This window comes from Stenotrophomonas sp. STEN087, from assembly GCF_056759115.1.
Map to the genome: position 1 here is coordinate 20,062 of NZ_JBRRCR010000030.1, position 26,347 is coordinate 46,408.

General features: G+C 65.7%; 25 protein-coding genes, 5 tRNA genes, 1 other RNA gene and 1 pseudogene. 19 read left to right on the top strand and 13 right to left on the bottom strand.

Annotated elements, in window-relative coordinates:
- Window positions 1–79 precede the first annotated feature (79 nt).
- From lon to ACVOK1_RS10215, 6 genes are all read left to right on the top strand, one after another.
- Entirely contained in the window at window positions 80–2,530 is a 2,451-nt protein-coding gene (lon, locus tag ACVOK1_RS10190; protein ID WP_108767956.1) for an endopeptidase La, read from the top strand.
- A gap of 219 nt (window positions 2,531–2,749) precedes the next feature.
- Window positions 2,750–3,022: an HU family DNA-binding protein gene (locus ACVOK1_RS10195; protein ID WP_004146343.1), complete on the top strand. Its 273-nt coding sequence runs from the start codon at window positions 2,750–2,752 to the stop codon at window positions 3,020–3,022.
- Window positions 3,023–3,033: 11 nt separating this feature from the next.
- Window positions 3,034–3,108 (top strand) — tRNA-Val (locus ACVOK1_RS10200).
- Window positions 3,109–3,134: 26 nt separating this feature from the next.
- Window positions 3,135–3,211 (top strand) — tRNA-Asp (locus ACVOK1_RS10205).
- A gap of 79 nt (window positions 3,212–3,290) precedes the next feature.
- Window positions 3,291–3,367 (top strand) — tRNA-Asp (locus ACVOK1_RS10210).
- A gap of 81 nt (window positions 3,368–3,448) precedes the next feature.
- Window positions 3,449–3,525, top strand: a tRNA-Asp gene (locus tag ACVOK1_RS10215).
- A gap of 95 nt (window positions 3,526–3,620) precedes the next feature.
- Here the strand turns inward: ACVOK1_RS10215 and ACVOK1_RS10220 are convergent.
- From ACVOK1_RS10220 to ACVOK1_RS10235, 4 genes are read right to left on the bottom strand one after another with little or no spacing between them, the layout of a single operon-like run.
- Window positions 3,621–4,859 (bottom strand): glycosyltransferase, encoded by a 1,239-nt coding sequence (locus ACVOK1_RS10220; RefSeq protein ID WP_481561953.1) that lies wholly within the window; start codon window positions 4,857–4,859, stop codon window positions 3,621–3,623.
- Window positions 4,856–5,461, bottom strand: a complete 606-nt coding sequence (locus ACVOK1_RS10225) for a hypothetical protein (RefSeq protein WP_481561967.1) — start codon at window positions 5,459–5,461, stop codon at window positions 4,856–4,858. The genes ACVOK1_RS10220 and ACVOK1_RS10225 overlap by 4 nt, the downstream gene beginning before the upstream one ends.
- On the bottom strand, window positions 5,439–6,623 hold the full coding sequence (locus ACVOK1_RS10230; protein WP_481561954.1) for a glycosyltransferase: 1,185 nt from the start codon (window positions 6,621–6,623) through the stop codon (window positions 5,439–5,441). Before ACVOK1_RS10230 ends, ACVOK1_RS10225 begins: the two co-directional genes overlap by 23 nt.
- A complete protein-coding gene (locus tag ACVOK1_RS10235) occupies window positions 6,611–7,567 on the bottom strand; it encodes an NAD-dependent epimerase/dehydratase family protein (protein WP_481561955.1) in 957 nt (318 codons plus the stop codon). Before ACVOK1_RS10235 ends, ACVOK1_RS10230 begins: the two co-directional genes overlap by 13 nt.
- A 226-nt stretch (window positions 7,568–7,793) precedes the next feature.
- Here ACVOK1_RS10235 and ACVOK1_RS10240 point away from each other — a divergent pair, with 226 nt between their 5' ends.
- A complete protein-coding gene (locus ACVOK1_RS10240) occupies window positions 7,794–9,749 on the top strand; it encodes a peptidyl-prolyl cis-trans isomerase (RefSeq protein ID WP_481561956.1) in 1,956 nt (651 codons plus the stop codon).
- A gap of 216 nt (window positions 9,750–9,965) precedes the next feature.
- On the opposite strand, the gene ACVOK1_RS10245 is transcribed toward ACVOK1_RS10240, so the two are convergent.
- Window positions 9,966–11,171 carry a lytic transglycosylase domain-containing protein gene (locus tag ACVOK1_RS10245; protein ID WP_481561957.1) on the bottom strand — a complete coding sequence of 402 codons (1,206 nt, stop codon included), beginning with the start codon at window positions 11,169–11,171 and terminating at the stop codon, window positions 9,966–9,968.
- On the bottom strand, window positions 11,168–11,932 hold the full coding sequence (gloB, locus tag ACVOK1_RS10250; RefSeq protein ID WP_481561958.1) for a hydroxyacylglutathione hydrolase: 765 nt from the start codon (window positions 11,930–11,932) through the stop codon (window positions 11,168–11,170). The genes ACVOK1_RS10245 and gloB overlap by 4 nt, the downstream gene beginning before the upstream one ends.
- A gap of 11 nt (window positions 11,933–11,943) precedes the next feature.
- On the opposite strand from gloB, the gene ACVOK1_RS10255 reads away from it, so the two are divergent.
- From ACVOK1_RS10255 to dnaQ, 3 genes are read left to right on the top strand one after another with little or no spacing between them, the layout of a single operon-like run.
- Window positions 11,944–12,588: a class I SAM-dependent methyltransferase gene (locus ACVOK1_RS10255; protein WP_406232766.1), complete on the top strand. Its 645-nt coding sequence runs from the start codon at window positions 11,944–11,946 to the stop codon at window positions 12,586–12,588.
- Between the two features lie 12 nt (window positions 12,589–12,600).
- Complete coding sequence (gene rnhA, locus ACVOK1_RS10260) at window positions 12,601–13,053, top strand: ribonuclease HI (RefSeq protein WP_108767964.1); 453 nt, start codon at window positions 12,601–12,603, stop codon at window positions 13,051–13,053.
- Window positions 13,054–13,057: 4 nt separating this feature from the next.
- On the top strand, window positions 13,058–13,786 hold the full coding sequence (dnaQ, locus tag ACVOK1_RS10265) for a DNA polymerase III subunit epsilon (RefSeq protein ID WP_108767965.1): 729 nt from the start codon (window positions 13,058–13,060) through the stop codon (window positions 13,784–13,786).
- Between the two features lie 72 nt (window positions 13,787–13,858).
- Here dnaQ and ACVOK1_RS10270 read toward each other — a convergent pair whose 3' ends face one another.
- Window positions 13,859–14,563: a PP2C family protein-serine/threonine phosphatase gene (locus ACVOK1_RS10270; protein ID WP_108767966.1), complete on the bottom strand. Its 705-nt coding sequence runs from the start codon at window positions 14,561–14,563 to the stop codon at window positions 13,859–13,861.
- Window positions 14,564–14,729: 166 nt separating this feature from the next.
- On the opposite strand from ACVOK1_RS10270, the gene ACVOK1_RS10275 reads away from it, so the two are divergent.
- Both ACVOK1_RS10275 and ACVOK1_RS10280 read left to right on the top strand, forming a co-directional pair.
- Window positions 14,730–14,820, top strand: a tRNA-Ser gene (locus ACVOK1_RS10275).
- A 156-nt stretch (window positions 14,821–14,976) separates the two neighbouring features.
- The gene (locus ACVOK1_RS10280; RefSeq protein WP_108767967.1) at window positions 14,977–15,363 is read left to right on the top strand and encodes a DUF6165 family protein; all 387 of its coding nucleotides are present in this window, start codon (window positions 14,977–14,979) and stop codon (window positions 15,361–15,363) included.
- A gap of 51 nt (window positions 15,364–15,414) precedes the next feature.
- On the opposite strand, the gene ACVOK1_RS10285 is transcribed toward ACVOK1_RS10280, so the two are convergent.
- A complete protein-coding gene (locus ACVOK1_RS10285; RefSeq protein WP_164073633.1) occupies window positions 15,415–16,461 on the bottom strand; it encodes a glycosyltransferase family 9 protein in 1,047 nt (348 codons plus the stop codon).
- A gap of 20 nt (window positions 16,462–16,481) precedes the next feature.
- Here ACVOK1_RS10285 and ACVOK1_RS10290 point away from each other — a divergent pair, with 20 nt between their 5' ends.
- Both ACVOK1_RS10290 and ACVOK1_RS10295 read left to right on the top strand, forming a co-directional pair.
- The gene (locus ACVOK1_RS10290; RefSeq protein WP_481561959.1) at window positions 16,482–17,231 is read left to right on the top strand and encodes a 3-deoxy-D-manno-octulosonic acid kinase; all 750 of its coding nucleotides are present in this window, start codon (window positions 16,482–16,484) and stop codon (window positions 17,229–17,231) included.
- A complete protein-coding gene (locus ACVOK1_RS10295) occupies window positions 17,231–17,998 on the top strand; it encodes an MBL fold metallo-hydrolase (protein ID WP_406232763.1) in 768 nt (255 codons plus the stop codon). The genes ACVOK1_RS10290 and ACVOK1_RS10295 overlap by 1 nt, the downstream gene beginning before the upstream one ends.
- Window positions 17,999–18,235: 237 nt before the next feature.
- Here ACVOK1_RS10295 and ffs read toward each other — a convergent pair.
- Window positions 18,236–18,332, bottom strand: an RNA gene (gene ffs, locus ACVOK1_RS10300) — signal recognition particle sRNA small type.
- 300 nt (window positions 18,333–18,632) lie between these two features.
- On the opposite strand from ffs, the gene ACVOK1_RS10305 reads away from it, so the two are divergent.
- Entirely contained in the window at window positions 18,633–18,950 is a 318-nt protein-coding gene (locus ACVOK1_RS10305; RefSeq protein ID WP_108767972.1) for a DMT family transporter, read from the top strand.
- A 10-nt stretch (window positions 18,951–18,960) separates the two neighbouring features.
- Here the strand turns inward: ACVOK1_RS10305 and ACVOK1_RS10310 are convergent, their stop codons facing one another.
- Window positions 18,961–20,109 (bottom strand): DUF3667 domain-containing protein, encoded by a 1,149-nt coding sequence (locus ACVOK1_RS10310; RefSeq protein ID WP_481561960.1) that lies wholly within the window; start codon window positions 20,107–20,109, stop codon window positions 18,961–18,963.
- A gap of 126 nt (window positions 20,110–20,235) precedes the next feature.
- A complete protein-coding gene (locus tag ACVOK1_RS10315) occupies window positions 20,236–20,682 on the bottom strand; it encodes a GNAT family N-acetyltransferase (protein WP_481561962.1) in 447 nt (148 codons plus the stop codon).
- 228 nt (window positions 20,683–20,910) lie between these two features.
- Between ACVOK1_RS10315 and ACVOK1_RS10320 the strand changes: the two are divergent.
- Window positions 20,911–22,144, top strand: a pseudogene (locus ACVOK1_RS10320) (IS3 family transposase).
- Between the two features lie 247 nt (window positions 22,145–22,391).
- Window positions 22,392–23,402 carry a DUF3800 domain-containing protein gene (locus tag ACVOK1_RS10325; protein WP_481561963.1) on the top strand — a complete coding sequence of 337 codons (1,011 nt, stop codon included), beginning with the start codon at window positions 22,392–22,394 and terminating at the stop codon, window positions 23,400–23,402.
- On the opposite strand, the gene arsB is transcribed toward ACVOK1_RS10325, so the two are convergent.
- Both arsB and ACVOK1_RS10335 read right to left on the bottom strand, forming a co-directional pair.
- The gene (arsB, locus tag ACVOK1_RS10330; protein WP_481561964.1) at window positions 23,399–24,457 is read right to left on the bottom strand and encodes an ACR3 family arsenite efflux transporter; all 1,059 of its coding nucleotides are present in this window, start codon (window positions 24,455–24,457) and stop codon (window positions 23,399–23,401) included. The genes ACVOK1_RS10325 and arsB overlap by 4 nt on opposite strands.
- Before the next feature lie 21 nt (window positions 24,458–24,478).
- Window positions 24,479–24,793 (bottom strand): ArsR/SmtB family transcription factor, encoded by a 315-nt coding sequence (locus ACVOK1_RS10335; protein WP_308987001.1) that lies wholly within the window; start codon window positions 24,791–24,793, stop codon window positions 24,479–24,481.
- A 40-nt stretch (window positions 24,794–24,833) separates the two neighbouring features.
- Between ACVOK1_RS10335 and arsH the strand changes: the two genes are divergently transcribed.
- Window positions 24,834–25,574 (top strand): arsenical resistance protein ArsH, encoded by a 741-nt coding sequence (gene arsH / locus ACVOK1_RS10340; RefSeq protein WP_481561965.1) that lies wholly within the window; start codon window positions 24,834–24,836, stop codon window positions 25,572–25,574.
- Window positions 25,571–25,987 (top strand): arsenate reductase (glutaredoxin), encoded by a 417-nt coding sequence (arsC, locus tag ACVOK1_RS10345; protein ID WP_481561966.1) that lies wholly within the window; start codon window positions 25,571–25,573, stop codon window positions 25,985–25,987. The genes arsH and arsC overlap by 4 nt, the downstream gene beginning before the upstream one ends.
- The last annotated feature ends 360 nt before the right edge of the window (window positions 25,988–26,347 follow it).

Sequence of the window (26,347 nt, forward strand, 5' to 3'; positions counted from 1 at the left end):
CCCATAACGGGGCCATCGGCTTTTTTTGTCTCCGGAAGATGCCCTCCCGGAGACGGTTTTCCCCTTCCCTGGAGCCCCCATGGCCCGTTCCCCAAGTGAAACCCTCGACCTGCCGGTCCTGCCGCTGCGCGACGTAGTGGTGTTCCCGCACATGGTCATCCCGCTGTTCGTCGGCCGTGACAAGTCCATGCACGCGCTCGAACAGGCAATGGAGGCAGACAAGCGCATCCTGCTGCTGGCGCAGAAGTCGGCCGAGACCGACGACCCGCATGCGGCCGACCTCTACCAGGTCGGTACGCTGGCGCAGGTGCTGCAGCTGCTGAAGCTGCCCGATGGCACCATCAAGGTGCTGGTCGAAGGCCTGTCGCGCGTGCAGGTCACCCACGTCGACGAGCGTGATGGCTCGCTGCACGGCCAGGCCGTGGAAATCGACGCGGCCGATCCGCGCGAACCGCGCGAGATCGAGGCCATCGCCCGCTCGCTGATGTCGCTGTTCGAGCAGTACGTCAAGACCAACCGCAAGCTGCCGCCGGAGCTGCTGCAGACCCTGGCCGGCATCGACGAGCCGGCGCGCCTGGCCGACACCATCGCCGCGCACATCAGCGTTCGCCTGGCCGACAAGCAGCGCCTGCTGGAAACGCTGGCCGTGGGCGAGCGCCTGGAGATGCTGGTCGGCCTGGTCGACGGCGAGATCGACGTGCAGCAGATGGAAAAGCGCATCCGCGGCCGCGTGAAGTCGCAGATGGAAAAGAGCCAGCGCGAGTACTACCTCAACGAACAGATGAAGGCCATCCAGAAAGAACTGGGTGACCTCGACGACGCGCCGGGCGAGCTGGAAGAGCTGGCCCGCAAGATCGCCGAAGCCGGCATGCCCAAGCCGGTGGAAACCAAGGCGCGCAACGAGCTGAACAAGCTCAAGCAGATGTCGCCGATGTCGGCCGAAGCGGCCGTCGTGCGCAACTACCTGGAGTGGCTGCTGGGCGTGCCGTGGAAGAAGCGCACCAAGGTGCGCAAGGACCTGAAGGCCGCGCAGGACACCCTGGACGCCGACCACTACGGCCTGGACAAGGTCAAGGACCGCATCCTGGAATATCTGGCGGTGCAGTCGCGCGTGAAGCAGATGAAGGGCCCGATCCTGTGCCTGGTCGGTCCGCCGGGCGTGGGCAAGACCTCGCTGGGTCAGTCCATCGCCAAGGCCACCAACCGCAAGTTCGTGCGCATGTCGCTGGGCGGCGTGCGCGACGAGGCCGAGATCCGTGGCCACCGCCGTACCTACGTCGGTTCGATGCCGGGCCGCATCGTGCAGAACCTCAACAAGGTCGGCAGCAAGAACGCGCTGTTCGTGCTCGATGAGATCGACAAGATGTCGATGGACTTCCGTGGCGATCCGTCCTCGGCGCTGCTGGAAGTGCTCGACCCGGAGCAGAACAACGCGTTCAACGACCATTACCTGGAAGTGGACCTGGACCTGTCCGAAGTGATGTTCGTGGCGACCTCCAACTCGCTCAACATCCCGGGCCCGCTGCTGGACCGCATGGAAGTGATCCGCATCCCCGGCTACACCGAGGATGAGAAGCTCAACATCGCCACCCGTTACCTGTCGCCGAAGCAGATCAAGGCCAATGGCCTGAAGCCGGAAGAACTGGAAATCGGCAGCGATGCCATCCAGGACATCGTGCGTTACTACACGCGCGAATCCGGCGTGCGCAACCTGGAACGCGAGATCGCCAAGATCTGCCGCAAAGTGGTGAAGGAAATCGCGCTGGCCGGCCCGCAGCCGGTGAAGGCGAAGAAGGGCGCGAAGAAGTCCAAGGCCCTGGTCAGCGTCACCAGCAAGAACCTGGACAAGTACCTGGGCGTGCGTCGCTTCGATTTCGGCCGCGCCGAGGAAGCCAACGAAATCGGCCTGGTCACCGGCCTGGCCTGGACCGAAGTGGGCGGCGACCTGCTGCAGATCGAATCGACCCTGGTGCCGGGCAAGGGCCAGCTGATCCTGACCGGCCAGCTCGGCAACGTGATGAAGGAATCGGCATCGGCGGCGCTGTCGGTGGTGCGTTCGCGCGCCGTCGGTTTCGGCATCGATGCGGACTTCCTGCAGAAGCACGACGTGCACGTGCACGTGCCCGATGGCGCCACGCCGAAGGACGGCCCCAGTGCCGGCGCGGCGATGGTCACCTCGCTGGTGTCGATGCTGAGCAAGGTGCCGGTGCGTGCCGACGTGGCGATGACCGGTGAGATCACCCTGCGCGGTCGCGTCACCGCCATCGGTGGCCTGAAGGAAAAGCTGCTGGCGGCACTGCGTGGCGGTATCCGCACGGTCATCATTCCCGAGGAGAACCGCAAGGACCTGGCCGACATCCCGGCCAACGTCACCCGCGACCTGCAGATCGTGCCGGTGAAGTACATCGAGGAAGTGCTGGACCTGGCGCTGGAGCGTCCGCTGGCACCGAAGAAGGCGCGCAAGAGTGCGCAGCGCGTCACGGTGCGCAGCAAGGCCAAACCGAGTGGAAATGCGCGCGTCAAGCATTGACGCGCGCGGTCGAAATGCCTGAAACCCGCGTCGTTGCTGGCTTTCCACCTTGCGTGGGGGTAGGGGCGCTGGTATAAAAGCAGCACCCGCGAATGAGTGATCGCAGTCTGGCGATCGCTGAATTCGGCGAACAGTTTCCACATGGCGGCCGTGCGCGCATCGCGTGCGGTTGCTTCCCTGTCGAATAAGCGGAACCCACCGCCAAAGGAGTTGTACAGAATGAACAAGACCGAATTGATCGATGCCGTTGCTGAAGCCGCCGACCTGACCAAGGCCGAGTCCAGCCGCGCTGTCGATGCCGTCGTTGCTGCCGTCACCAAGGCGCTGAAGGACGGCGATGCGGTCACCCTGGTTGGCTTCGGTACCTTCCAGGTCCGCGACCGTGCTGCCCGCACCGGCCGCAACCCGAAGACCGGCGACACCATCAAGATCGCTGCTTCGAAGAATCCGTCGTTCAAGGCTGGTAAGGCCCTGAAGGATGCTGTAAACTAAGCGGCTCGCTGGGGTGCTTAGCTCAGCGGTAGAGCGTCTCCTTTACACGGAGAGGGTCGGGGGTTCGAAACCCTCAGCACCCACCACAGCACCGCAGTAAAAGTTCAAGTGTGGAGCGGTAGTTCAGCTGGTTAGAATGCTGGCCTGTCACGCCGGAGGTCGCGGGTTCGAGTCCCGTCCGCTCCGCCACTTTGACGCGAGGCCCCCGGGCGACTGGGGGCTTTGTTTTCTTCAAGGGTTCGCCCTGCGGGAAAACAGCAACACAACTGGAGCGGTAGTTCAGCTGGTTAGAATGCTGGCCTGTCACGCCGGAGGTCGCGGGTTCGAGTCCCGTCCGCTCCGCCAGTTTCAAAGGCTTCCGGGCAACCGGGCGCCTTGTTTCAACCGGCCTCGGCCGGGGGAGACAGAAAGGTTTGCAGCAAACGTGGAGCGGTAGTTCAGCTGGTTAGAATGCTGGCCTGTCACGCCGGAGGTCGCGGGTTCGAGTCCCGTCCGCTCCGCCAGCAGAGTTTGAAGTGTCAACGAAGATGCCCGTCGGTCCTGGACCTGCGGGCATTTTGCATTTTCGGGGTCGATCTACGCTGGGCGTGGCCCGGCGCTACCGTTCAAGCGATGCGACGCGGTCCAGCACCGATTCCACCGCCATATGCCGCTGCACGGACGCCTGCAGCGCGGCCAGCCCCGGAAACGCATCGGACTGCAGTGCGCGTGCGAACAGCGCCGGCAGCTGATCCAGATCGCGCAGCCACAGCCCTGCGCCTGCTGCCTGCAATCGTGCAGCGTGGTCGAACTGGTCGTAATCCAGTGGATGGACCAGCGACGGCACGCCAGCGCGCAGTGCGTGGTACATCACGCCGGCGCCACCGTGGTGCAGCACGCGGTCATAGCGATGCAGATGGCGCGCGTAATCGACGAATGGCAGCCGGTGCAGGTTCGGCAACGGCTGCAACACATCGCCCATTTCATGCTGGTGACCGTCGCTGACGTGGACCTGCCACTGCGGGTGCAACGCCGCCAGCGCCGCCGCCGCTTCGGCCAGGCGCGGCTTGATCCAGTCCTGGTGGGTGCCGGCGGTGACCAGCAGATGCCGTGCGCCATCCACGAACGGCGGCGCCGCGTGCGTGCTGGACGGGGTGTGCAGCATCGGCCCGATGAACTGCAGCGCCCGTGGCCAGGTGCGCGGGAATTCCAGCTCCGGCACGCCCAGGGCGAGGATGCATTCATCTGAATACACGCGTTCGCTGCCATCGGCGCGATAGATCGATGGCACGCCCAGCCGCTGCATCGCCGCGCGCTGCCAAGCGTGCACCCCGCGCTTGAACAGCCGTGTCAGCTGCCGGCCGCCGGCGTGCTGCAGTGCCTGCCAGCGCGTGTGGGCCGGGCCTTGGCCGCCCAGATACGGCGGCGGGCCGTCGGCGCAGTCCAGCACGCAGGGCGAGGGCAGGCTGGTCCACCAGCGGATGCCGAGCTCGGCCGCCAGCAGGCCTGCCGGCGGCAGGGTGAAATCGACGATGGCCAGATCCGGGCGTGCGTGCTGCCAGCGCTGCTGCAGCGCCTGCCGCATCTGTTCCATCAGCTGCAGCGCCTGGGTCAGCTGCGCGTGCAGGCGCAGTGGATTGGCCTTTACCGGCGTGGGCGGGTTGGCGATCTGCCACAGCGCCGCTTCCTGGTCTGCCGACAGCAGCACGCCACCGTTGAGTCCGCTGGCCGAGATCGCCGCCTGCGCACCGGGCGTGCTGAGCACGGTTACGTCGTGCTGTGGCTGCAGCTGGCGGGCGATGGCGAGAATCGGGTGCAGGTGGCCGCTGTAGGGCGGGGCGAGCAGTTCGATCTTCATGCGTGTTCCTGCTGCAGGCGCGCGGCCAGGTCGCGGGCGATGGCCAGCACGTCCGGCTGCTGCAGATAATCCATGTGGCCGCTGTCGACCCACTGCCGCGCGCCGCGCCAACCCAGTCGGGAGATCCAGTCCTGACGGCCCACCAGGATCTGCAGGTGCGCGACCGCAGGTGCGCGGCGTGCGACCGGCCCGTAGGCCAGCACGCTGCAGCGCTGCGCCAGGGCCGGCGGCAGGGTGAGGTTGGCCAGCAGCTCCAGCCCGCAGCTGCCCACCAGCAGCAGGGTGTGCGGTGCGGCGTGCAGCAGCTGGGCCAATGCCGGCGCATGCGCTGCGGCGAAACCGGGCCGGCGCGAGCGCAGGTAGTGGCGGCTGTTGTGCCAGCTGGCTGCCAGCACTGCGGCGGGCCGGTGATCGGGCGTGGCGGCGTCATAGGGGAAATTGCTGGGATGCAGCACCCGACCCGGTGCCAGCAGGGCATCGCCGAAGGCGCGCTGGAGCGGGCTCAGCGCACAGCGCGCCGGATCGCTCTGCCCGGTGAGGAAGGCCAGTTGCAGTTGCGGTGCGGCCGTGGGCATCGGCTCAGCCGCCCTTGAAATCATCATTGGCGCGTACCTGGTACAGCCGGGTGCGCCAGCGGATGCGCCGCACGCAGGCCGCATGCAGCAGGTGCAGCGGCTGTAGCAGTTCGGCCAGCAGCGAAGCCAGCGGACGATGTCGGGCGCGGCCGCCGGCGCGGCGTTGCAGGTGCACCAGCAGGCCTGCACGCAGCACCAGCACCAGTGCGGCAACGAGTGCTGGCAGCCCGATCGGCGGCAGCGCCGCCAGCACCAGCAGCGCCCACAGCAGCAGCGGCGGCAGACCATGCAGCACGCCGATCAACAGGCGCAGGCGCGGTGATTCATCGCGCAGCAGCAGCACCGCGAACAGCATCCAGCGGTGCATCTGCTGGCGGTAGCGTTGCAGCGTCGGCACGTGGGTCTGCACCTCCACCGGTGCGGTGGACTGGAACAGGCGCGCCCCCTGTCGGCGCAGCGCGCGGGCCAGGGCCAGATCGTCGGCCAGCATCCGCAGCAGCGGGCTGAACCCGCCCAGCTCACGCAGGCGTTCGCTGCGCAGCGCGTAGCACATGCCGTTGATCGACAGCGGTGGCAGCCACGGCAGCAGGCCGAGGTAGGTCAGCACCGCATTGTTGTTGACGAACTGCGCCATCAGGCGTGCGCCGCGTGCGCCGTCGTCGCGGTAGCAGGGCAGGGCGGTGACCAGGTCGGCGTCGGCCGCGCCCAGTTCGTCGACCAGCTGCGCCAGCGCCGCCGCCGACAGGCGCGCATCGTCGTCCAGCACCAGCAGCACCGGTTCGCGCACCTGCGGCAGCACCGCGTCCAGCTTGAAGGTCTTCGGGTTGGTCCCTTCCGGTGCGGCCGGATAAATCAGGCGGGTGATCTGGTGGACGGGGTGTGCCGCGCACAGTGCGTCCGCAGTGGCGCGTCCGATGGCATCGGCCTCGTCCAGCAGCCAATGGAAATGTGCGCCGGGCAGCGCCTGCAGGTTGTGCTGCAGCACCTGCGCCAGCAGCGGATCGCCGCCAAGAATGGGCTGCAGGATGGCCACGCCGCGGCCGTCATGGCCGGCGGGTGCCTGCGGCCGGGGCGGACGCTGGCCCAGGATGCGCAGCGCGCCGGCGGCTTTGAGGCCCATCAGCAGCAGGTACAGGACCGCCAGCAGCAGGCTGGCCAGGACGATCCCGTTCAGGCTCAGGCCGACCATTGCGCACGCTGCTCGCTGATGAAGCGTTCGATACCGTCCTCCAGCGAAACCTGTGGTGGCCCCAGGTCTGCCAGCATGCGCTGCGGATTGAAGGTTTTTGAATAGGCGAAGGCGGCCACGCCGAAGCGGGTGATCGGCGGTTCGCTGCGAAGGCGCAGGACGCGCCAAGCGGCTTCGATCACGCTGGCCGCGCGCAGGGCCAGCGCGGTCGGCACGCGGCGGCGTGGGGCTGGCAGCTGCAGGGCGGCCAGCAGACGCTGCAGCAGGGCGTGCAGGTCCACCGGGGCGGCATTGGTCAGGTTGTAGGCCGCGCCCAGCTGCGGGGCCTGGGCGGCGCGCAGCAGGTACTCCACCAGCGTGTCGATGTGGATCAGGTCGATCTTCGGCGGGCCACCGGGGCTGACCAGCAGCGGCACGCTGCCGCGGCGCGCGGCCGCCAGCAGGCGGGGCAGCAGCACGGTGTCACCGGGGCCGAACACCGCGCGCGGGCGCAGGATGCAGGACGGGCCGTCGTAGCGGGCCAGCAGGCGTTCGGCCTCGGCCTTGCTGCGCGCGTATTCATTCAGGAAAGCGGGACCGATCGGGCTGTCCTCGTCCAGATCATGCTGGTGCGCCTCGCGGTAGAACACCGCGGTGCTGGACACCAGCAGCAGGCGCGGATGGCCGGCGCGGCGGCAGAACTCGATTACCTGTGCGGTGGTGTCCACGTTCTGCTGGCGGAACTGCGCCGGGGTACCCCAGGGGGCGACGCGGGCGGCGGCATGCACCACCACGTCGGGCCGGAACGGCAGCTCGAACGGCTGCGACAGGTCGCGCGCGGCGTAGTTGGGCAGGGGCAGCGGGCGGCGGGCGACACCGAAGGCCTGCACGCCGGGCACGTCGGCAAGGCGGCGCAGCAGGGCACCCCCCACGAAGCCGGAGGCGCCGGTGACCAGGATGCGCATGGACGGGGTCCTCCTTGTGCCTGTGACGCGCCGCAGCCGGGGCATGCCGCCCATCTGACCGGCCAGTATGCGCCGGCTGCCGCGTCTGCGCCCAGCGCGGGCACGGCGCGGATGCCGTGCATGCGGCGCAGATCCTTGTCCCGCCTGCCTCCGCGCCGTTTTTGGTGCGGGCCGCGAAGCGGGTTACACTGCCGGGCTCGCCAATCAGGCCATGTGATTCCTCACCATGCTGCAGAAACTCCGCGACAAGACCTCAGGCTGGATCGTCACCGTGATCCTGGGGCTGCTGATGATTCCGTTCCTGTTCGTGATCGACAACAGCTACCTCGGTGGTGTCGGCGCACAGAACGTGGCCAAGGTTTCGGCACCGCCGACCTGGTGGCGCTCGGCGCCGTCGTGGTGGCCGGTGCGCATGCTGTGGCAGCACCACGAGATCAGCGCGCAGGATTTCCGCACCCGCTTCGAGCAGGAGCGCATGCGTGAGCGCCAGCAGCAGGGCGAGAACTTCGACCCGCGCGCGTTCGAGAGCACCGAGAACAAGCTGGCCGTGCTGGACCAGCTGATCGACGAGCAGGTCGTGCGCCTGGTGGGCGAACAGGCCGGCGTGGTCGTCGGCGACGGCGCCGTGCGCGACTACATCATGACCATCCCGGCCTTCCTCGGCAGCGATGGCAAGTTCAACGAGAACAACTACCGGCTGGCGCTGGGCGGTGGCAATCCGCCGCGTACCCCGTCGCAGTTCCAGGAAGAAGTGCGTGCCAGCCTGCAGCAGTCGGTGATCCCGGCCGGCCTGCAGAACTCCGGCTTCGTCACCCAGGCCGAGACCGAGCGCCTGCTGAAGCTGCTGGGTGAAACCCGTGACGTCGAGCTGGTCGCGCTGCCGGAAGTCCCGGCCGATACCGCGCCGGTCACCGACGCGCAGATCAAGCAGTGGTATGACAGCCACGGCAAGGATTTCCGCCAGGCCGAATCGGTCTCGCTGGAATACGTCGAGCTCAACGGTGCCAACCTGCCGGCGCCGGTGCCGGCCGATGAGGCCACCCTGCGCAAGCGCTATGAAGAAGAGAAGGCCAAGTTCGCGACCCCGGAACAGCGCCAGGCCTCGCACATCCTGATCACCGGCGACGGTGCCGAAGCCAAGGCCGCCAAGCTGTCCACCGAAGCCAAGGCGGCCGGTGCCGACTTCGCCGCGCTGGCCAAGGCCAACTCGGAAGACCCGGGTTCCAAGGACCAGGGCGGTGACCTGGGCTGGGTCGAGCGTGGCGCGATGGTGAAGCCGTTCGAGGACGCGCTGTTCGCCGCCAAGGCTGGTGACGTGATCGGTCCGGTCAAGACCGACTTCGGTTACCACATCATCAAGGTCGCGGCCGTGCGCGGTGGCGAAGGCAAGTCGTTCGAGGAAGTGCGTGACGTGCTGGCCGCCGAGCAGCTGAAGGCCGACGGCGAGCGTGGCTTCAACGATCTGGCCGGCCGTCTGGTCGATGCCATCAACAAGAGCCCGAGCGACCTCGTTGCTGCAGCCAAGTCGGTCGACCTGCCGGTGCAGACCCTGGGCCCGATCACCCGCGCCACCGCCAGCGGTATCGCCGCTGATCCGGCCGTGCTGCGCTCGGCGTTCTCCGACGTGATGGTGCAGGACGGTACCGCCAGCGATCCGATCGCCTTGGGCGGCAGCACCAACCACAGTGTCGTGATCCGCGTGGCCGCGCACACCCCGGAACAGGCACTGCCGCTGGACAAGGCCCGTGAGCAGGTCATCGCCGCGATCCGTGCCGACCGCCAGCGCCAGGCCAGCGACAAGGCGGCTGACGCCGTGCTGGCCAAGCTGAAGGGCGGTGCCAGCCTGCAGTCGCTGGTGGCCAGCGACAAGCTGCAGGTCAGCCCGATGCCGGGCCTGCCGCGCAGCCAGCCGGTGCCGACCCCGGAAATCAACCGCGCCATCTTCAGTGCGCCGGTGCCGGCCGAAGGCAAGCCGAGCTTCGGCAAGGTCGACGTCAACGGCCACGCGCTGGTGTTCGTGGTGAACAAGGTCACCCCGGGCAACATCAAGGAAGTGACGCCGGAACAGCAGAAGCAGCTGAAGGACCAGCTGAGCCAGATCGACGGCATGGCGGCAGCCAAGGCCTACATCGACGCGATGCGCAAGAAGTTCGTGGTGCAGACCACCGAAGCGAACCTGTAAGCCGCCAGGCGAGCAGGACGAAGAAGGCCCGGCAATGCCGGGCCTTTTTTGTTGGCGCGTCCGCTGTATGTAGAGTCGAGCCATGCTCGACTGCTTTTGTGGAGACGTGAAGAAGCAGTCGAGCATGGCTCGACTCTACAAAGGGCGGAAGAGCGGAAGAGCGGTCGAGCAAGCTCGACCTCTACGAACAGCGGGGGCAGCCGCCGGCTGCGGCTGTCAGTCTTCGATGCGCAGCACGGCGCCGGGCTTCAGCACGCTGCTGCCGCTCAGGCCGTTCAACGAGAGCAGGGCCTTCACCGGCATACCGTAGCGGCGGGCGATGGTCCAGGCCGATTCACCGTTGCGTACGGTGTGGCGGCGATTGCGCGGGCGGTCGGCCGCGCTGGCCACGGTCCTGGCGACCTGCGGGGCCGGCTGCAGGCTTGCGCTGGGGGCCACGGCGGTCGCTGCGGTCGCAACCGTGGCGACATCGTCAACCGGCACAGAGGCGGCGGCCACCGGGGCCAGCACGCGGGTGGTGCCTGACGGGCGGCTGCTGCCGGCCAGGGCCGGGTTCAGGCGGGCAATGCGGTTCGGGTCCAGCGCACGCTGCGCGGCCCACTGCTGCACGCTGGTGCCGGCCGGCAGGGTGTGGCCCTTCAGTACGGGCACGGTACGGTCCAGCGAGGCCATCACGCCGGGTTCGTCTTCGGCATCCTCCAGCACACAGGCCAGGGCATGCAGCTTCTCGACGTAGGCATGGGTGACCGGCGACAGGCCGGGCAGGGCGGCCGGCTTGGCGTTCTGGGCGTTCATCCCCGCCTTGCGCATCGACTGCAGCACGCGGTACTCGCCGGCGTTGTAGGCCATGGTGGCCAGGCGCCAGTCGCCGCCGAACATGCCGTGCAGGGTCTTCAGGTAACGCACCGCGGCCTGGGTGGAATCCACGGCCGACAGGCGGCCGTCGTAGCCGTTGGCCATCGGCACGCGGTGGTTGCGCGCGGTGGTGGCGATGAACTGCCACAGGCCGGTCGGGCCGCTGCCGTTGCGGGCGTTGGGGCGGTAGCCGCTCTCCACGAACGGGATGAGCGCGAATTCGGTGGGCAGGCTGGCCTTGCGCAGTTCTTCGACCACGTAGCCGAACAGCACCAGCGCATCGTCATCCTGGTTAGCCAGGCGCGAGGGGGCGTGGGCGAACTGCTTCTGCCAGCGCGGGCTGGTGGCCTCGGCGTCGCAGGTCGGTTCAGCCAGGCCCTCGCGGAAGCTGGCGAAGATCTCCTGGCCGTTGCGGACCGAGGCGGCCGGCAACAGGGACGGGTCCATCGGCACGGCCGACGCGGCGGTCAGGTTCTGGCTGATGCCGGCGCCCAGCGACTGCGCGCCCGCGTTTCCGGCCAGCCCCAGGACAAGGCCCAGGGCCAGCGGCAGACTTCGGCGCATCATGCGCGGAAGCCGTCTTTCCAGTGCCGGAGACCGGCCATGACATCGACGTCGTCAACGACATCGCGCCCCAGGTGCGCCGACACCGCCGCGCGGATCGGCGCGGTGTGCACACGTAGGAACGGATTGCAGTCCAGTTCGTTGGCCAGGGTTACCGGCAGGGTGGAACGGTCATCGCGGCGCATGGCCAAAGCCTCCTCTTGGCGCTGCCACAGCGCAGCGTTGGCGGGGTCGACATGCCGCGCGAAGACGGCATTTGACACGGTGTACTCATGGGCGCAACAAAGCAGCAGTTGCACGGGCAAGGTACCCAGCTTGCGCATCGACGCCAGCAGCTGGGACGGCGTACCTTCGAACAGGCGTCCACAGCCCAGGCTGAACAACGAATCTCCGCTGAAAAGATGTTCAGCGGTGTGAAACGCGATGTGGCTGCGGGTATGCCCGGGCACGGATAGTACGTGGAACATCCGGCCTAGTGCCTGAACGCGTTCACCTTCGCCCACCCGCTCGGTGGCCGTCGGGATCCGCTCTTCGACCGGAGCGATGACCCGTGCGCTGGGAAAACGCGCCTGCAGCGCGGGTACGCCGCCGATGTGGTCGTCGTGGTGGTGGGTCAGCAGGATGGTGTCCACGCGCAGGCCTTGGTCGGCCAGGGCCAGCACGGGCGCGGCATCGCCGGGGTCGACGACCACGGCGGCGCCATCGTCGGCGATCAGCATCCAGATGTAGTTGTCCGCAAATGCGGTCAGGGCAGTCAGTCGCATAGAATTGGACCATGCCCCTGCTGCAGAGCCACCGTCAAGCGAGCCTGGTGCCGTGGTTCGACAGCGAGCCGGCGGCAGCCCTGCGCCTGCTTGAGCGCCAGCTGCTGCTGCCACGGCTGGCCGGCCTGCCGTCCCAGCCCTGGCTGTGGATCGCACCCACGGCCTCCTGGCTGGAGGATGCGCAGCTGGGCGGCCGCGGCCTGCGCCTGTACCGCGAGGGCGCCGGCTATGCCGGTGATACCCGCTGCGCGCTGCCGCTGCCGCTGGCCAATGAAAGCGTCAACGCCATCGTGCTGCAGCATGTCACCGCCGCCGATGCCGACTACCTGCTGGATGAGTGCTCGCGCGTGCTGATGCCCGGCGGCCAGTTGTGGCTGAGCAGCCTCAACCCGTTCAGCCCCTTCCGTACCCGCTGGCGCCAGCATGGGCTGGTGGTGCGCACGCCGCAGCGGCTGCGCCTGCTGCTGGCCCGCCATGGCCTGGAATGCGATGACACCCGCTACCTGGGGCCGCTGTGGCAGGGCGCCGGCAGCCGCCGTCGGGCGGGCTGGGCGCCGCTGCGCGCGGCCTGCCTGTTCCATGCCGAAAAACGTACGCTGGCCCTGCCCGGGCCGACCCCGCTGCCGGTGCGCTGGCACGGCACCGTTGCTACCTGATCTGGAGTTGTATTGAAAACCATCGAAATCCACACCGACGGTTCCTGCCTCGGCAATCCCGGCCCGGGTGGCTGGGCCGCACTGCTGCGCTACAAGGGCCACGAGCGCGAACTGAGTGGCGGCGAAGCGCACACCACCAACAACCGGATGGAGCTGATGGCGGCCATTTCCGCGCTGGAAAGCCTCACCGAAGCCTGCGAGATCGTGCTCTATACCGATTCGCAGTATGTGCGGCAGGGCCTGACCCAGTGGATGGCGGGGTGGATCCGCAAGAACTGGAAGACCGCCGGCGGCGACCCGGTGAAGAACCGCGAGCTGTGGGAGCGCCTGCATGCGGCCACGCTGCGGCACCAGATCGACTGGCGCTGGGTGAAGGGCCACTCCGGTGACCCCGACAACGAGCGGGTCGACACCCTGGCGCGCAATGCCGCGATCCAGATCCGCGACGGCAGCCCGGTAAACTGAGCCCATGCGTCAGATCATCCTCGATACCGAAACCACCGGCCTGGAATGGAAGAAGGGCAACCGCATCGTTGAAATCGGCTGCGTGGAGCTGTTCAAGCGCCGCCCGACCAACAACAACTACCACCAGTACATCAGGCCCGACGTCGACTTCGAGCAGGGTGCGCAGGAAGTCACCGGCCTGAGCCTGGACTTCCTCGCCGACAAGCCGGAGTTCGCGCAGATTGCCGAGGAGTTCCTGGCGTTCATCGATGGCGCCGAGCTGATCATCCACAACGCGGCATTCGATCTGGGCTTCCTCGATTACGAGCTGTCCCTGCTGGGGCCGCAGTACGGCAAGATCACCGACCGCTGCACGGTGATCGATACCCTGGCGATGGCGCGCGAGCGCTTCCCCGGCCAGCGCAATTCGCTGGATGCCCTGTGCCGGCGCCTGGGCGTGGACAACTCGCACCGTGCGCTGCACGGCGGCCTGCTCGATGCGCAGATCCTGGGCGATGTCTACATCGCGCTGACCTCGGGGCAGGAAGAGATCGGCTTCGGCCTGGAAGACGACAGCGGGGCCGATGGCGCCGCGCTGCTGGCCTTCGACACCAGCAAGCTGCTGCCGCGCCCGCGCGTGGTGGCCACGTCCTCGGAGCTGGAAGCGCACACCGCGCGGCTGGAGCGCCTGCGCAAGAAGGCCGGCCACGCCTTGTGGGATGGCCCGAAGGTGGAAGAGGTCGCGAGCGCGTAAGCGCGGTTGGGGCGATGCCGGCCAGCGGCCGGCACTACCGTCTCCCATCCACGCATGGCGTGGATCTACGGGTTAATGGCAGCGCACCAGGATCACGGTGATGTTGTCCGACCCACCGCCATCCAAGGCCGAGGCGACCAGGCTGTCCACGCATTCCTGGGCGCTGGCGTCGTCGTAGGCGAGGGTGCGGGCGATGTCGCGGTCGTCGACTTCCTCGGTCAGGCCGTCGCTGCACAGCAGCAGCTGCATGCCCGGGCGCAGTTCACCGCTGGTGGTGGCCACGTTCAGATGGTTCGGGTCGGTCACGCCCAGCGCCTGGGTGACCACGTTGCGGTGCGGGTGGGCACGCGCCTGTTCGGCGGTCAGGTTGCCCTGCGCGACCAGTTCCTGCACCACGCTGTGGTCCTGGCTGAGCTGGGCCAGCTGGCCGTCGCGCCACATGTAGGCGCGGCTGTCGCCGACCCAGGCCACTTCATAGCGGTTGCCCTGCACGCGTGCGGCGACCACGGTGGTGCCCATCGGCAGGGTGTCGTTGCGCCGCCGCGAGGCACGGATGATCTCCTCGTCGGCGGTGCGGATGGCGTGGGCCAGCGGGGCGCCACGGCGGATCTCGCGGACGATGGTCTCGCGTGCCAGGGCACTGGCCACCTCGCCGCAGGCGTGCCCGCCCATGCCGTCGGCCACCAGCCACAGGGCCAGCTCGCTGTCACCGTAGTAGGTGTCCTCGTTGAGCTCGCGGCGCAGGCCAGGGTGGGTGAGGTGTCCGAATTCGATCATGGTGGTTGCTGGGCGGGGTAATGCCGGGGAGAACGGCATCATCACGGCCAAGCGGACATCCGGCAAGGCGTTCAGTCAGAAATATTTCACATGATGGGCCGCAATGGCTTGTGGTCTGCCGCGCTTCCTCGTATGATGCGCGTCCCCGGTTCGCCGGGGAACACCTGGAGAGGTGGCAGAGCGGTTGAATGTACCTGACTCGAAATCAGGCAGGCGTTTATAGCGCCTCGGGGGTTCGAATCCCCCCCTCTCCGCCAGATTAAAAAAGAAGGGCTGCCGAAAGGCAGGCCTTCTTCTTTAATCTGGCGCGGGACCGCCGTCCGGCAGATCAGTAGATCCCACGCCATGCGTGGATGCCTCTGCGCGCTGCGTGCTGCGGGTTACCATGTGCCATTACCTGCTGGAGCGCTGCCATGACCGCTGAAATCCTTGTGCCTGTTTCTTTCGGCGAGCTGCTGGACAAGATCTCGATCCTGCAGATCAAGTCCGAGCGCATCAGCGATGAAGGCAAGCTGGCCAACGTGCGCCGCGAGCTGTCCGCGCTGGAGACCACCTGGATGGGCCATCCGGCGGCGGTGAAGGACATCGCCAAGCTGCGTGCCGAACTGAAGGCGGTCAACGAGCAGCTGTGGGACATCGAGGACGAGGTCCGCCTGAAGGAGAAGGCGCAGGCCTTCGACCAGGCCTTCGTCGACCTGGCCCGCAGCGTCTACCTGCGCAACGACGAGCGCGCGCGCATCAAGAAGGCGATCAACCTGGCGCTGGGCTCGGCGTACGTGGAAGAGAAGTCGTACAAATAACCCCACGCCCTGCGTGGAGGGTGCGGGCCACATGCGGCCCGCACCGGTCGCTCAGCCGAGGTGATCGGCGACGTAGCGCTCGAAGGCGGCGATGCCGTCCTCGACGGTGATCAGTTCCATCACATCATCGAACTCGATCTTGGTGCCCCACTTGAGGTCGGCCGCCTGCTTGCCCAGGTACTTGCGCGCGGCATCGTCGTAGCGGTCCACGCAGTAGCGCCGGTCGGAGTATGGGCCGCTGCGGTGCGGGTTGCTGGCCGCATGCAGGCCCAGCACCTTGGTGCCCATCGCATTGGCGATGTGCATCGGGCCCGAATCCGGAGTCATCACCAGGTTGGCGCGGGCCAGCAGGGCCGGCAGCTGCTTCAGCGTGTCCCGGCCCACCAGGTCCAGTGCCGGCGTCGCCAGCTGGGTGAGGATGGCATCGGCCATGCTGCGCTCCAGCTCGCTGCGGCCACCGCACAGCACCACCTGCCAGCCACGCGCGCTGGCATGGTTGGCCACCGCTGCATAGCGGTCGGCGTACCAGTTGCGCATGACGTGGCTGGAGCACGGCGAGATCATCAGCACCGGGCGGCCATCATCGGGCCACTGCGCAGCGGCCCACTCGTAGGCCGACGGCGGCACTGCCAGGTCCCAGCTCACTTCGGTCTGGCGCAGGCCCAGCGGCTCGCAGAAGCTGCCGATGGCATCGAGCACGTGGATGCCCGGCCGATCGGGGATGCGTTCGTTGATGAACAACCCATGCAGGTCCTTGGAGCGGCTGCGGTCGTAGCCGATGCGGCGTTCGGCCGGAATGAAGGCCGACAGCAGGTTCGCGCGGAACGCCACCTGCATCTGCAGAAGCGCATCGAAGCGCCCCGGCGGCAGCTGCTTGCGCAGTTCCTTGACGCCGGCCATGCCGGTCTTCTTGTCGTACGCATGGAAGACCACGCCAGGCAGGCCATCAAGCAGCTTGTGGCCGACCTTGTCGATGATCCAGTGGATCGGCGTGTCCGGGCGCGCGGCCTGCAGGGTGCGCACCAGGGGCACAACGTGGGTGACATCCCCCAGGGCAGACAGGCGCAGGAGGCACAAGGATGAGGACGCTGATGCCATGTGTTGTTAGACTCAATGGAATGGTCGTATTTGACGCCAATGAAGCGCTGACGCCATGCCGCGAGGGTCGCGGCATCGGGGCCATTCTGTTCGACCGCGAGCGGCTGCGGCAAGCCGAGGTCGGCCTGTTCTCGCCCCAGCACTGGGGCAGTAGGGCCCGGCCGGTGGCGGAAGGCGGGCGCGGCAGTGCCTGGTTTGTCGATGCGTCCTTCGGCCCCGGCGTGCTGCGGCACTACCTGCGCGGTGGCCTGGCAGCCAAGCTCAGCCGGGACCAGTACATCTGGCGCGGCGCGGATCGCACCCGCAGTTTCGCCGAATTCCGGCTGATGCGTGCCTTGCGCGCGCAGAAGCTGCCGGTGCCCCGGCCGATCGCCGCGTTCTACATGCGTGAAGACATGCGCTACCGCGCGGCCATCCTGATGGAGCGCATCGAGGGCGTACGTTCGCTGGCCGACCGCGCGCTGGTGGCCGGCCGTGGCGCGCCGTGGGAAGAGGCGGGCCGACTGATCGCGCGCTTCCATCGTGCCGGCCTGGACCACGCTGACCTCAACGCCCACAACATCCTGTTCGATGGCAACGGCCATGGCTGGCTGATCGACTTCGACCGCGGGGTGATCCGCATCCCGGCCACCGCCTGGCGCGAGCGCAACCTCAAGCGCCTGCTGCGCTCGCTGGTCAAGCTGCGCGGCGAGCGCAGCGTGGAAGACGTGCAGAAGGATTACGCGCGCCTGCGTCGCGCCTACGACATGGCCTGGAACCGGGGCACCTGATGGACTGGTCATTGCGTTTCCTCGGCGTCGGCAATGCGTCGGCGGTCGAGCTGGGCTCGCCCATGTCGGTGATCGAGCGCGATGGCCGGCCGTGGCTGACCATCGATTGCGGCGGCGAAGGGCTGACCGCGTTCAAGGCGCACTACGGGCACCTGCCGCAGGCGGTGTTCGTCACCCACGTGCACCTGGACCATGTCGCCGGCTTCGAGCGGCTGTTCGTGGACACCTTCTTCAACACGCACCGGCGCGGCAAGGTGCGCCTGTACGTGCCGGCCACCGTGGTGCCGCTGCTGCACAAGCGCGTGGCCGATTACCCCAACGTGCTGGCCGAGGGCGGCGCGAACTTCTGGGATGCGTTCCAGCTGATCGTGGTGGGCGATGCGTTCTGGCACGAGGGTGTGCGGCTGGAAGTGTTCCCGGCGCGCCACCACTGGCCGGAGACGGCCTACGGGCTGCGCCTGCAGGGCGCGCTGACCTGGAGCGGCGATACGCGGCCGATCCCGGAGATGCTGGCACGCTTCGCCAATGACAACGAGCTGATCGCCCACGACTGCGGCCTGCATGGCAACCCGTCGCACACCGGCGTGGATGACCTGGAGCGCGAGTACAGCGCCGAGCTGCAGTCGCGGATGATGCTGTACCACTACGCCAGTGCGGCTGATGGCCAGGCACTGGCCGCGCGTGGGCACCGCGTCGCGCAGCCGGGGCAGTGCGTGGCGCTGGCGGCGCCGACCGCACCACATGTGCTGGCGCAGGATCCGCCGTGAACACCACTGGCCAGCCTGCTGATGCGGCGCTGGCGGCCGAACTGGAACATCTGGAACGCGCGCTGCACACCCCGCAGGTGCGCGGCGATCGTGCGCGTCGAAGGTAGCGCGTCGGTAGCGCCGGGCCATGCCCGGCGAAGGGCGCCAACCAAGGTTGGCAGCTACCAGGGCGCGAGACGAAGAGCGCCAACCAAGGTTGGCAGCTACCAGAGCGGGGCACGGCCCAAAAAGGCGGTGGCCCCGCCGGCTGACCTCGGCGCCCGCGTCGATCGATACCGTTGCTGCCTTCCGGCCCTGGCGGGATTTTCGACCTAGCGTCGCGAGGGGCCGACGGGGCCACCATAGAGACGTTGGCCGCCCAAGGGCGGCCGGTTCACGGATCAGGGGAAGCAGCGCGTCGCGCGCCGGAGACCACAGCCGGACTGCACATCGGCTGGCCGATGGCAGGCGCGCATTCTAGCGCAGGCGTGGGCTTCGACGCCAGCTTCATGCGATGAATCGGCTGTAAGCCGTACACAGGCAGTACGGCTGGCGGGTCCCCTCGTTGCTAGAATGCGGCCGCAGGAGGAACGACCTCCCCCGCATCGGGAATCAATGACCAGGACGGCCTGGCCCTACCAAGAGGAGGGCCGTCATGGCCTGGATCTATCTATTGTTCGCCGGCCTGCTGGAAATTGTCTGGGCCGTGTCCATGAAGCAGTCCGAAGGCTTCAGCAGGCTCACCCCCACCGTGGTCACCATCCTTGGCATGATCGCCAGCTTCTGGCTGCTGGCCGTGGCCATGCGCACGCTGCCGCTGGGTACCGCCTACACGATCTGGACCGGCATCGGCGCCGTGGGTGCCTTCGTGGTCGGCATCGTGTTCCTCGGCGAGCAGGTCAGTGCGATGCGCATCGGCGCGGCCGTGCTGATCGTCTGTGGCCTGGTGCTGATGAAGCTCTCCAGCAGTTGAGGCTGCGCGATCAGGCGGAAATGCCTGCCAGCGCCGCGTACATCACCACCACGTTGACCAGGAAGAAGTAGACGCCGCCGATGAGGGTGTAGCGCAGCACGGTCAGCAGCTTGTTGCCGCCGTACACGCGCTGCTGCATCCACAGCAGGTAGACCGGCACCGCCAGCCACAGCAGTGCGGTGATCCACAGGCCGAGCGTGGCGACCAGCGGCGAGGCGAGTGCATTGCTGATGCTGGCGACCAGGAGGGTCGCCAGCACCACCATCATCAGCCAGCAGTGGCTGTACAGCGCCACCACCAGATGTTCCAGGTAGCCCATCGATCGCGGGATGTAGGCAATGCGCAGGACCAGCGCGAACACCGGCATCAGGAAGAACAGCGCGCCGGGCAGTGCCGTCAGGATCGCCTGCATGTACAGATCGGTCTTGCCGCCCATGCGCTGGATGTTGGCGTTGCCGTTCTTCAGGCGCCGGTTGAGCCAGTTGTTGGCAAACTGCGGCAGGCCGGCGAGGACGATGGGATTGGTGTCCGCATCCCAGGGCTTGCCGTTGATGCTGTAGTTGAAGAACGTGCCGTGATTGTCGTCGGACGGTGGCGCGGGGGTGTCGGTGGGCGCGCCGAGCTCGGCCCTGCGCTGCGCGGCGGCGGCATTGACGGCAGCCCGGGCAATGGCGAAACCGGGGTTGCCGGTATTCGTGGTGCTGGCCTGTTGGTCGATCAGTGCCATCTGCTGCGCGCGGACTGCTTCGACCTGTTCGGCGGTGGTGGCCTTGCCGAACAGCGAGTCGCCGCTGGCGCCCACGCTGAAGTCGTCGACGTGGACGAACATCTTGCCGATGAAGAAGGTGAACAGAGTGAGGATGACAAACAGCCGCAGCGGCTGCACGTAACCCACCCGGCGGCCCTTGAGATAGTTCAGTGCAATGCGGCCGGGCACCCACAGGTCGCGCAACGTGCGGAAGATGCGCCCGTCCAGGTGCCAGAACGATTCGAAAACTTCCTCGATGGCGTGGCCGACATGCTTGAGCGGGTTGTGCGCGGACTGCCCGCAGTGATGGCAGTAGTGGCCCTGCAGGGCGGTGTCGCAGTTCTCGCAGGTGCCGTGTGCCGATGGATCGGCGTCGGGCAGGGCGGCGTGCACGCGGTCGATCGAGCTCATCGGGGCAAAAGGCCGTGCGTAGGGTGAGGGCGCCTACGATAGCGATTTTTCAGGTTTCGTTCAGCTTTTGGGGCAGGGGCGTTTTTGGGGCGCGGGCGTGGCATGCCATCCACGCATGGCGTGGATCTACTGCAGGCGTACTTCCATGTGCACGGCGTGGATTCCTGGGCCGGGACCGTCCGTTACCCGTTGGGTGACGCGGAAGCCCAGCCCGGCGTAAAAGCCCTCGGTGTGCTGGCTGGTGCTCAACGCAATGCGCTCCACGCGGGGGTCGGTGGCGGCCTGCTGCAGGCGCACCCGTGCAAGATGGCGGCCAAGTCCTTGTCCGTGCCGGGATTTCTCCACCATCCCCCAGCAGAACCCGGCGGTCCCGTTCGTGGGAGGAGACAGCCCTCCGCAGGCGACGACGCTGCCGTCGAGTTCGATGACCTGGTAGGCGTGCTCTTCCGCCAGCCCGCGCAGGAACGATTCGAAGTCCGGGCGTTCCTCCGGGGCGAAATAGGTCGGCAGATTGCTGTCAAAGATCGCCAGGCAGGCGGCCAGATCGTTGCGGTGGTAGGGCCGGGTCCTCATGGGGTGACCATAGCGCATGGGGCCGGCAGGGGAGGGGGCTCGGGCGGCACGCCATCCACGCATGGCGTGGATCTACTGAACTTTCCGGGGAGAGGCAGGCAAAGGGAGGGGCCCATGCGTTGCTGCGCCAGATAAATAAAAAAGGCCACCCGAAGGGCGGCCTTTTTTATTTGTCTGACCCGTCCTGAATTGGGTTGACACCTTTTCCCTCCGGAAAAGGAATGTTCAATGAAATCAACAATCAGGCGCAGCCAGCGGGATTACTCGCTGGCCTTCAAGTTGTCGGTGGTCGACCAGGTCGAGCGCGGGGAACTGACCTACAAAAAAGCCCAGGAGCGTTACGGGATCCAGGGACGCAGCACGGTCCTTTCCTGGCTTCGCCGGCATGGTCGGCAAGATTGGTCAGCTGGGGCATCATTGCCTCCCATGAGCACTGTCCCCAAAGCCGGAGCGGCCAAGCCGCTTACGCCGGAACAACAGATCAAGGCCCTGCAGGTCCAGTTGCGGGAGGCAAACGAGAAGGCGCAGCTCTTCGAGGCCATCGTGGACGTTCTCAAAGAGGATTACGGGGTGAAAATCGTAAAAAAGCCTTCCGGCAAGTCCTCACGCAAAGGCGCCTCAAAGGCGTAAGCGTGGCCAGGGCTTGCCGCCACTTCGGCATCAGTCGGCAGGCGTTCTATCAGGCTGGACACCGTCAGCAGCAGCGAGACGCTGCCGATGCCACGGCACTGGCGCTTGTGAACGACTGCCGCGCGCGCCAGCCTCGAGTAGGTACGCGCAAACTGCACCATCTGATTGAGCCAAAACTGCAGGCGGCGGGGATCGATCTCGGGCGTGACCGGCTATTTGACGTGCTGCGAGAGGCACGCCTGCTGGTGCCGCAACGTCGCGCGTATCACAAGACCACCGATAGCCATCATCGCTTCCGCAAACATCCCAACCTGCTCAAACCCGGGGAAAATTGCGTAGTTCCCAGTGGTTGCGAACAGGTGTGGGTGGCTGACATCACCTATCTGCCCACCGATGGAAAATTCGTTTACCTGAGCCTGGTTACCGATGCCTGGTCACGCAAGATCGTGGGCTGGAGCGTGAATGAGACGCTGAGACCGAACATACCGCGCAAGCACTGGAAATGGCCCTGAGAGGCCGAAAAACGAGGCAGCGGCTGATCCATCATTCGGATCGGGGCATCCAATACTGCTCGGATAGCTACCAGCATCTCCATGCAAAGCATGGCCTGACCTGCTCGATGACCGACGGCTACGACTGCTACCAGAACGCGTTAGCCGAACGCATCAACGGCATCCTGAAATGTGAGTTTCTGCTTCATCGCCCACGGGACCTGGGTCAGGCGCGGCAGATGGTGGCTGAGGCAGTGGAGATCTACAACGCCGAGCGCCCCCACCTGTCCCTTAAAATGCAGACGCCCGATGCGATGCATCGGGCGTCCTTGGCCGCCTGACGGCGGCCGGATCATCCACACCATAGGTGTCAACCTATGGCAGGACGAGTCAGTTCTCAAAGACGATGTTGATCTTGTCAGCTGACATGAACTACTGGGCTGCCCTTGGCGCTTTTTGCACAGGCGCGGCACTGGTGTTGTCCGCTATGTTTGAAGACTAGAACAGCAGCGCTTGAGGCCTCTGCCGGGTCTGGAACCTCGAGCATCAGACAGCTTCCTATCCAAACGCGTCCATGGAAGAGACTGCATGTTTATCTACGTCGATGAATCCGGCACGTTCGTTCATGCATCGCACTGCGACAGCTGGTGCGTCGTTGCGGGGTATGTTGTCCCAGAGGTGGCTAGAAAGCGGGTTGAGCATTCGCTAGGCCTACTCAAAAGACATTTGGGGCGCGGCTTCCAGGACGAGGTCAAGCTGAAAGACCTGTCGGAGGCGATCCTGGCGCGCTTTCTAGGCGACCTTGGCAAGCTTGAGGGCACGCTCTTCATCTCCGCGATTGACCTGGGCCATCAGGATCCCGAAGCGGTCGTGGCCCATCAGAAGAAGCAGGTCGCGAGCGTCAGGGCCAACCGTCCAAAGATGCTCTACGAAGAAGGGCGCGCTTCTATCGATGACCTGTCGGGCAGGCTTGAGCGCCTGTCTCCACAGCTCTACATTCAGATGGTGGCGCAAATAGACCTGCTGGATCAGGTCTTTCGGATGACTACGCTCTACTATGCCCAGCGCATTCCTGGCACGCTGAGTAGCTTTAAATGGCGCATGGACGAGAAGAACTCAGCGCGCCCCCTGTTTGAGCAGACGCTCACCCATATGGCACCGGGCCTCATACAAGCCAAGTCTTTGCGAGACCCCGGGATCTTTGTCGAGGGCTTCGATTACTCTCATTTTGAGAAGCACTTCAGGAGTGCCCCCGAAGACACCCCGGCCTACCTCCAAGAGGCGGCCGGCCACGCCATCAACTCAGCGGTGAACTTGGGAGCTGTGATGCGGGATTCGAAGTTCGTCCGCTCGCATGACGTTCCTGGCGTCCAAGTCGCCGACCTATTGGCGTCTGCATGGCGTAGGGTCCTGAGAGGGGAGTTCGAGGACAACGACGGCATCGCGCGTCTTCTTGGGCGTCTGACAGTTCAGCGGCAGTCGCCGAATCCGTCCATCCATCTCATGTCATTGGGAGAAGAGCGGTTGGCGGAGGGGCCGGTCTATCGTGCAACTTTGATTGCTAAAAATAGCGCAAGGCCCATGCTGCGCAGACGTTAAGACAGCCGCACGTCAGTAGGAAACAGTCGTCTGCCCCATCGGATAGCGACATGAACAAGCAGAACCAGCACTGGGACCTCGACAAGTGGCCCGATCACTGCGGCAAACGCTACCGGGGAAGCGAGTCCAAATGCTGCGATGGCAACCGCAATGGCTAGTTCGAAGTTGTTTCCCGCTGCGGTAAACGCAATGGACGTTGTTCGTGGGTAGTCCTTGGCAATGAACCTCCCCATCCAGAAGCTCAACGCGAACTGGACCAGGAAATAGAGAGTCAGCGGAATGGCGATGCGAACCGCATCCAATGGAATGCGCAGGACATCTCCCCCCTTCAAGCTGAACATGGCCGCGATCGTGAACAGGAGCGCGCCCAGCGTGATGGGGCTGATCGCAGGCAAGAACCTGGTCTCATACCAATCCAAGCCCTTCCTCGCCTTTAGCCAACGACTTGTGAGAAATCCTGCAAAGAACGGAATGCCTAAATAGATGAGCACGGCCTCTGCGATGGTCCAGAAGCTCACATCGATGACGCTGCCTTGAAGCCCAAAGATCGGCGGCAACCAAGTCAGGAAAAACCAGGCATAGGCGCTGAAGAGGACAATCTGGAAGATGGAGTTGAAGGCGACCAGTCCTGCCACATACTGACTGTCTCCGCGTGCGAGCTGATTCCAGACCAGCACCATAGCGATGCAGCGCGCCAAGCCAATGAGGATGAGGCCTGTCATGTATTCGGGATAGTCGCGTAAGAACAGCGCCGCCAAACCGAACATGAGGAAAGGACCCACGACCCAGTTCTGAAGTAGCGAGAGCATCAGCACCCGCTTGTCAGCAAACACCTTCGGCAGCTCTTCGTATTTAACCTTCGCCAACGGTGGATACATCATCAAGATCAGGCCCACCGCGATGGGGATGTTGGTCGACCCCACCGAAAGCTTGTTCAGCGCGCTGGGAAGCTCTTCGAACGCGGCTCCCAAGCCAACACCCAGGGCCATGGCTGCAAAGATCCAGACGGTGAGATACCGGTCCAGGAAGGAAAGGCGGGAGGGTTGGGGGCTCATCAGTAGTTTTCCAAGAAGGGCTCAGCAGCCGCCTGGGCGCTCGCACGACAGGTCGTCAGCGCAGCAGTTCTCAGTCAGGTACGCGACTAGGGCCGTCATGGTTTCGAACTCTGCTCGGTAGCAGATCGTGCGCCCACGCTGTTCGCCGTTGATGAGGCCCGCCGCCGTAAGTTCCTTCAGGTGGAAGGAAAGGGTGGCTCCAGGCAAATCCAATGCCTGGGCAATGTCGCCGGCAAGCTTCCCGGTCCCGCCAGCCTGGACCAGCAGTCGGAAGATGGAAAGGCGGGTGGCATGCCCAAGGGCAGCCAGAGCAACGGTTGCGTTCTTATGTTCCATGATTCTAGAATAATCGAACAATAGCGACCGAGCAACCCACGTGAGCCAGCTTCCCAACATCCTTCCCGATGCGCTAGACATCCCTTCCTCGGTGAAGCTGGATGATTCTGGTGCCGCGCCGCATCGCCCTCGCATCCTGATCCTTTACGGGTCACTGCGACCGCAGTCTTTCAGCCGCAAGTTGGCGTTGGAGGCGCAGCGATTGCTGGAAGAGCTAGGTGCAGAGACACGGCTGTTCGACCCGCACGAGCTTCCGATGCTGGATTCAGTCCCGGCCACACATGTGAAGGTTCAAGAGTTGCGTCAGGCCTCGCTGTGGTCCGAGGGCCACGTATGGATCAGCCCAGAGCGGCATGGCACGCTCACTGCGGTGTTCAAAAACCAGATCGACTGGCTGCCCCTTGAGGAGGGGAGCGTCCGACCAACCCAAGGGCGAACCTTGGCGGTCATGCAGGTCTGCGGCGGCTCGCAGTCATTCAACGTGGTCAACGCATTGCGTGTGCTGGGGCGCTGGATGCGCATGGTCACCATCCCCAATCAATCCTCGGTTGCGAAGGCTTGGCAGGAGTTCGATGAAAGCGGGCGCATGAAGCCCTCGGCCTACTATGACCGGGTGGTGGACGTCATGGAGGAGCTTGTGAAGTTCACGCTGCTGGTGAGGGGCCGGAGCGACTACTTGGTAGACCGCTACAGCGAGCGGAAGGGGGCATTGGAGGCTGAAGTGCTTACCGTGGCAGCGGGAGTGCTTGAGGTCGCGGTGGCGCGGGAGGAAGTGGAATGAACGCCGTCATCTATCACAACCCCAAATGCGGGACTTCGCGAAACACGTTGGCTCTCATCCGCCATTTAGGCATCGATCCGGAGGTCATTGATTACCTGAGCCTGCCGCCGACGCGCGAACGTCTCTTGGAGCTGATCACCGCAGCGGGATTGACCGTCCGAGAAGCCATTAGACAGAAGGGGACGCCCTACGAGGAGCTAGGGCTGGGTGACCTTGCCCTCGACGATGAGGCGCTGCTTGATGCGATGCTGGCGCATCCCATCCTCATCAATCGACCGTTCGTGCAGACAGATCTGGGCACTCGACTGTGTCGTCCTTCAGAGGTTGTCCTACAAATCCTTCCGGCCATGAGAGAACCTTTCGTGAAGGAGGATGGGGAGGTAATCAACGGGCCGCTGTCTCAGAGACAGTAGCGCCAACCCACGGGCATGGACGGGCCCGAGGCCACGCCCGAGAAATACACGAGCCCCTTCCGGCTTCATATCCTCGCTCATGATCGGGCCGCCTCTCGTGCGGCCGCACGAGCTTCAAGGTGCTTGATGCCACGCTCACGCAGTTGCTGACGCAGTGTCGCATGCGCGCCCATCTTCTCGCTCACGAGCAGCAAGGCCCCGACGATTTCTGCCGGGTCCCAGGCGTCCGCGTTCGCTGCGATGGTCAGTCGGGTTCTACCCCGATATCACGGACGGTTCTAAAAGAGCTGCAACCTTCTGATCCTGCCTGGCGACCCTTCGCCGCATCCTTGGGTTATGGCGTCGCTCGATGTAGTCAAA

Excerpts from the sequence above, each read along its gene's own strand:
- lon (WP_108767956.1), top strand. The coding sequence starts at position 80 with ATGGCCCGTTCCCCAAGTGAAACCCTCGACCTGCCGGTCCTGCCGCTG.
- ACVOK1_RS10195 (WP_004146343.1), top strand. The coding sequence starts at position 2,750 with ATGAACAAGACCGAATTGATCGATGCCGTTGCTGAAGCCGCCGACCTG.
- ACVOK1_RS10220 (WP_481561953.1), bottom strand. The coding sequence starts at position 4,859 with ATGAAGATCGAACTGCTCGCCCCGCCCTACAGCGGCCACCTGCACCCG.
- ACVOK1_RS10225 (WP_481561967.1), bottom strand. The coding sequence starts at position 5,461 with ATGATGATTTCAAGGGCGGCTGAGCCGATGCCCACGGCCGCACCGCAA.
- ACVOK1_RS10230 (WP_481561954.1), bottom strand. The coding sequence starts at position 6,623 with ATGGTCGGCCTGAGCCTGAACGGGATCGTCCTGGCCAGCCTGCTGCTG.
- ACVOK1_RS10235 (WP_481561955.1), bottom strand. The coding sequence starts at position 7,567 with ATGCGCATCCTGGTCACCGGCGCCTCCGGCTTCGTGGGGGGTGCCCTG.
- ACVOK1_RS10240 (WP_481561956.1), top strand. The coding sequence starts at position 7,794 with ATGCTGCAGAAACTCCGCGACAAGACCTCAGGCTGGATCGTCACCGTG.
- ACVOK1_RS10245 (WP_481561957.1), bottom strand. The coding sequence starts at position 11,171 with ATGATGCGCCGAAGTCTGCCGCTGGCCCTGGGCCTTGTCCTGGGGCTG.
- gloB (WP_481561958.1), bottom strand. The coding sequence starts at position 11,932 with ATGCGACTGACTGCCCTGACCGCATTTGCGGACAACTACATCTGGATG.
- ACVOK1_RS10255 (WP_406232766.1), top strand. The coding sequence starts at position 11,944 with ATGCCCCTGCTGCAGAGCCACCGTCAAGCGAGCCTGGTGCCGTGGTTC.
- dnaQ (WP_108767965.1), top strand. The coding sequence starts at position 13,058 with ATGCGTCAGATCATCCTCGATACCGAAACCACCGGCCTGGAATGGAAG.
- ACVOK1_RS10270 (WP_108767966.1), bottom strand. The coding sequence starts at position 14,563 with ATGATCGAATTCGGACACCTCACCCACCCTGGCCTGCGCCGCGAGCTC.
- ACVOK1_RS10280 (WP_108767967.1), top strand. The coding sequence starts at position 14,977 with ATGACCGCTGAAATCCTTGTGCCTGTTTCTTTCGGCGAGCTGCTGGAC.
- ACVOK1_RS10285 (WP_164073633.1), bottom strand. The coding sequence starts at position 16,461 with ATGGCATCAGCGTCCTCATCCTTGTGCCTCCTGCGCCTGTCTGCCCTG.
- ACVOK1_RS10290 (WP_481561959.1), top strand. The coding sequence starts at position 16,482 with ATGGTCGTATTTGACGCCAATGAAGCGCTGACGCCATGCCGCGAGGGT.
- ACVOK1_RS10295 (WP_406232763.1), top strand. The coding sequence starts at position 17,231 with ATGGACTGGTCATTGCGTTTCCTCGGCGTCGGCAATGCGTCGGCGGTC.
- ACVOK1_RS10305 (WP_108767972.1), top strand. The coding sequence starts at position 18,633 with ATGGCCTGGATCTATCTATTGTTCGCCGGCCTGCTGGAAATTGTCTGG.
- ACVOK1_RS10310 (WP_481561960.1), bottom strand. The coding sequence starts at position 20,109 with ATGAGCTCGATCGACCGCGTGCACGCCGCCCTGCCCGACGCCGATCCA.
- ACVOK1_RS10315 (WP_481561962.1), bottom strand. The coding sequence starts at position 20,682 with ATGAGGACCCGGCCCTACCACCGCAACGATCTGGCCGCCTGCCTGGCG.
- ACVOK1_RS10325 (WP_481561963.1), top strand. The coding sequence starts at position 22,392 with ATGTTTATCTACGTCGATGAATCCGGCACGTTCGTTCATGCATCGCAC.
- arsB (WP_481561964.1), bottom strand. The coding sequence starts at position 24,457 with ATGAGCCCCCAACCCTCCCGCCTTTCCTTCCTGGACCGGTATCTCACC.
- ACVOK1_RS10335 (WP_308987001.1), bottom strand. The coding sequence starts at position 24,793 with ATGGAACATAAGAACGCAACCGTTGCTCTGGCTGCCCTTGGGCATGCC.
- arsC (WP_481561966.1), top strand. The coding sequence starts at position 25,571 with ATGAACGCCGTCATCTATCACAACCCCAAATGCGGGACTTCGCGAAAC.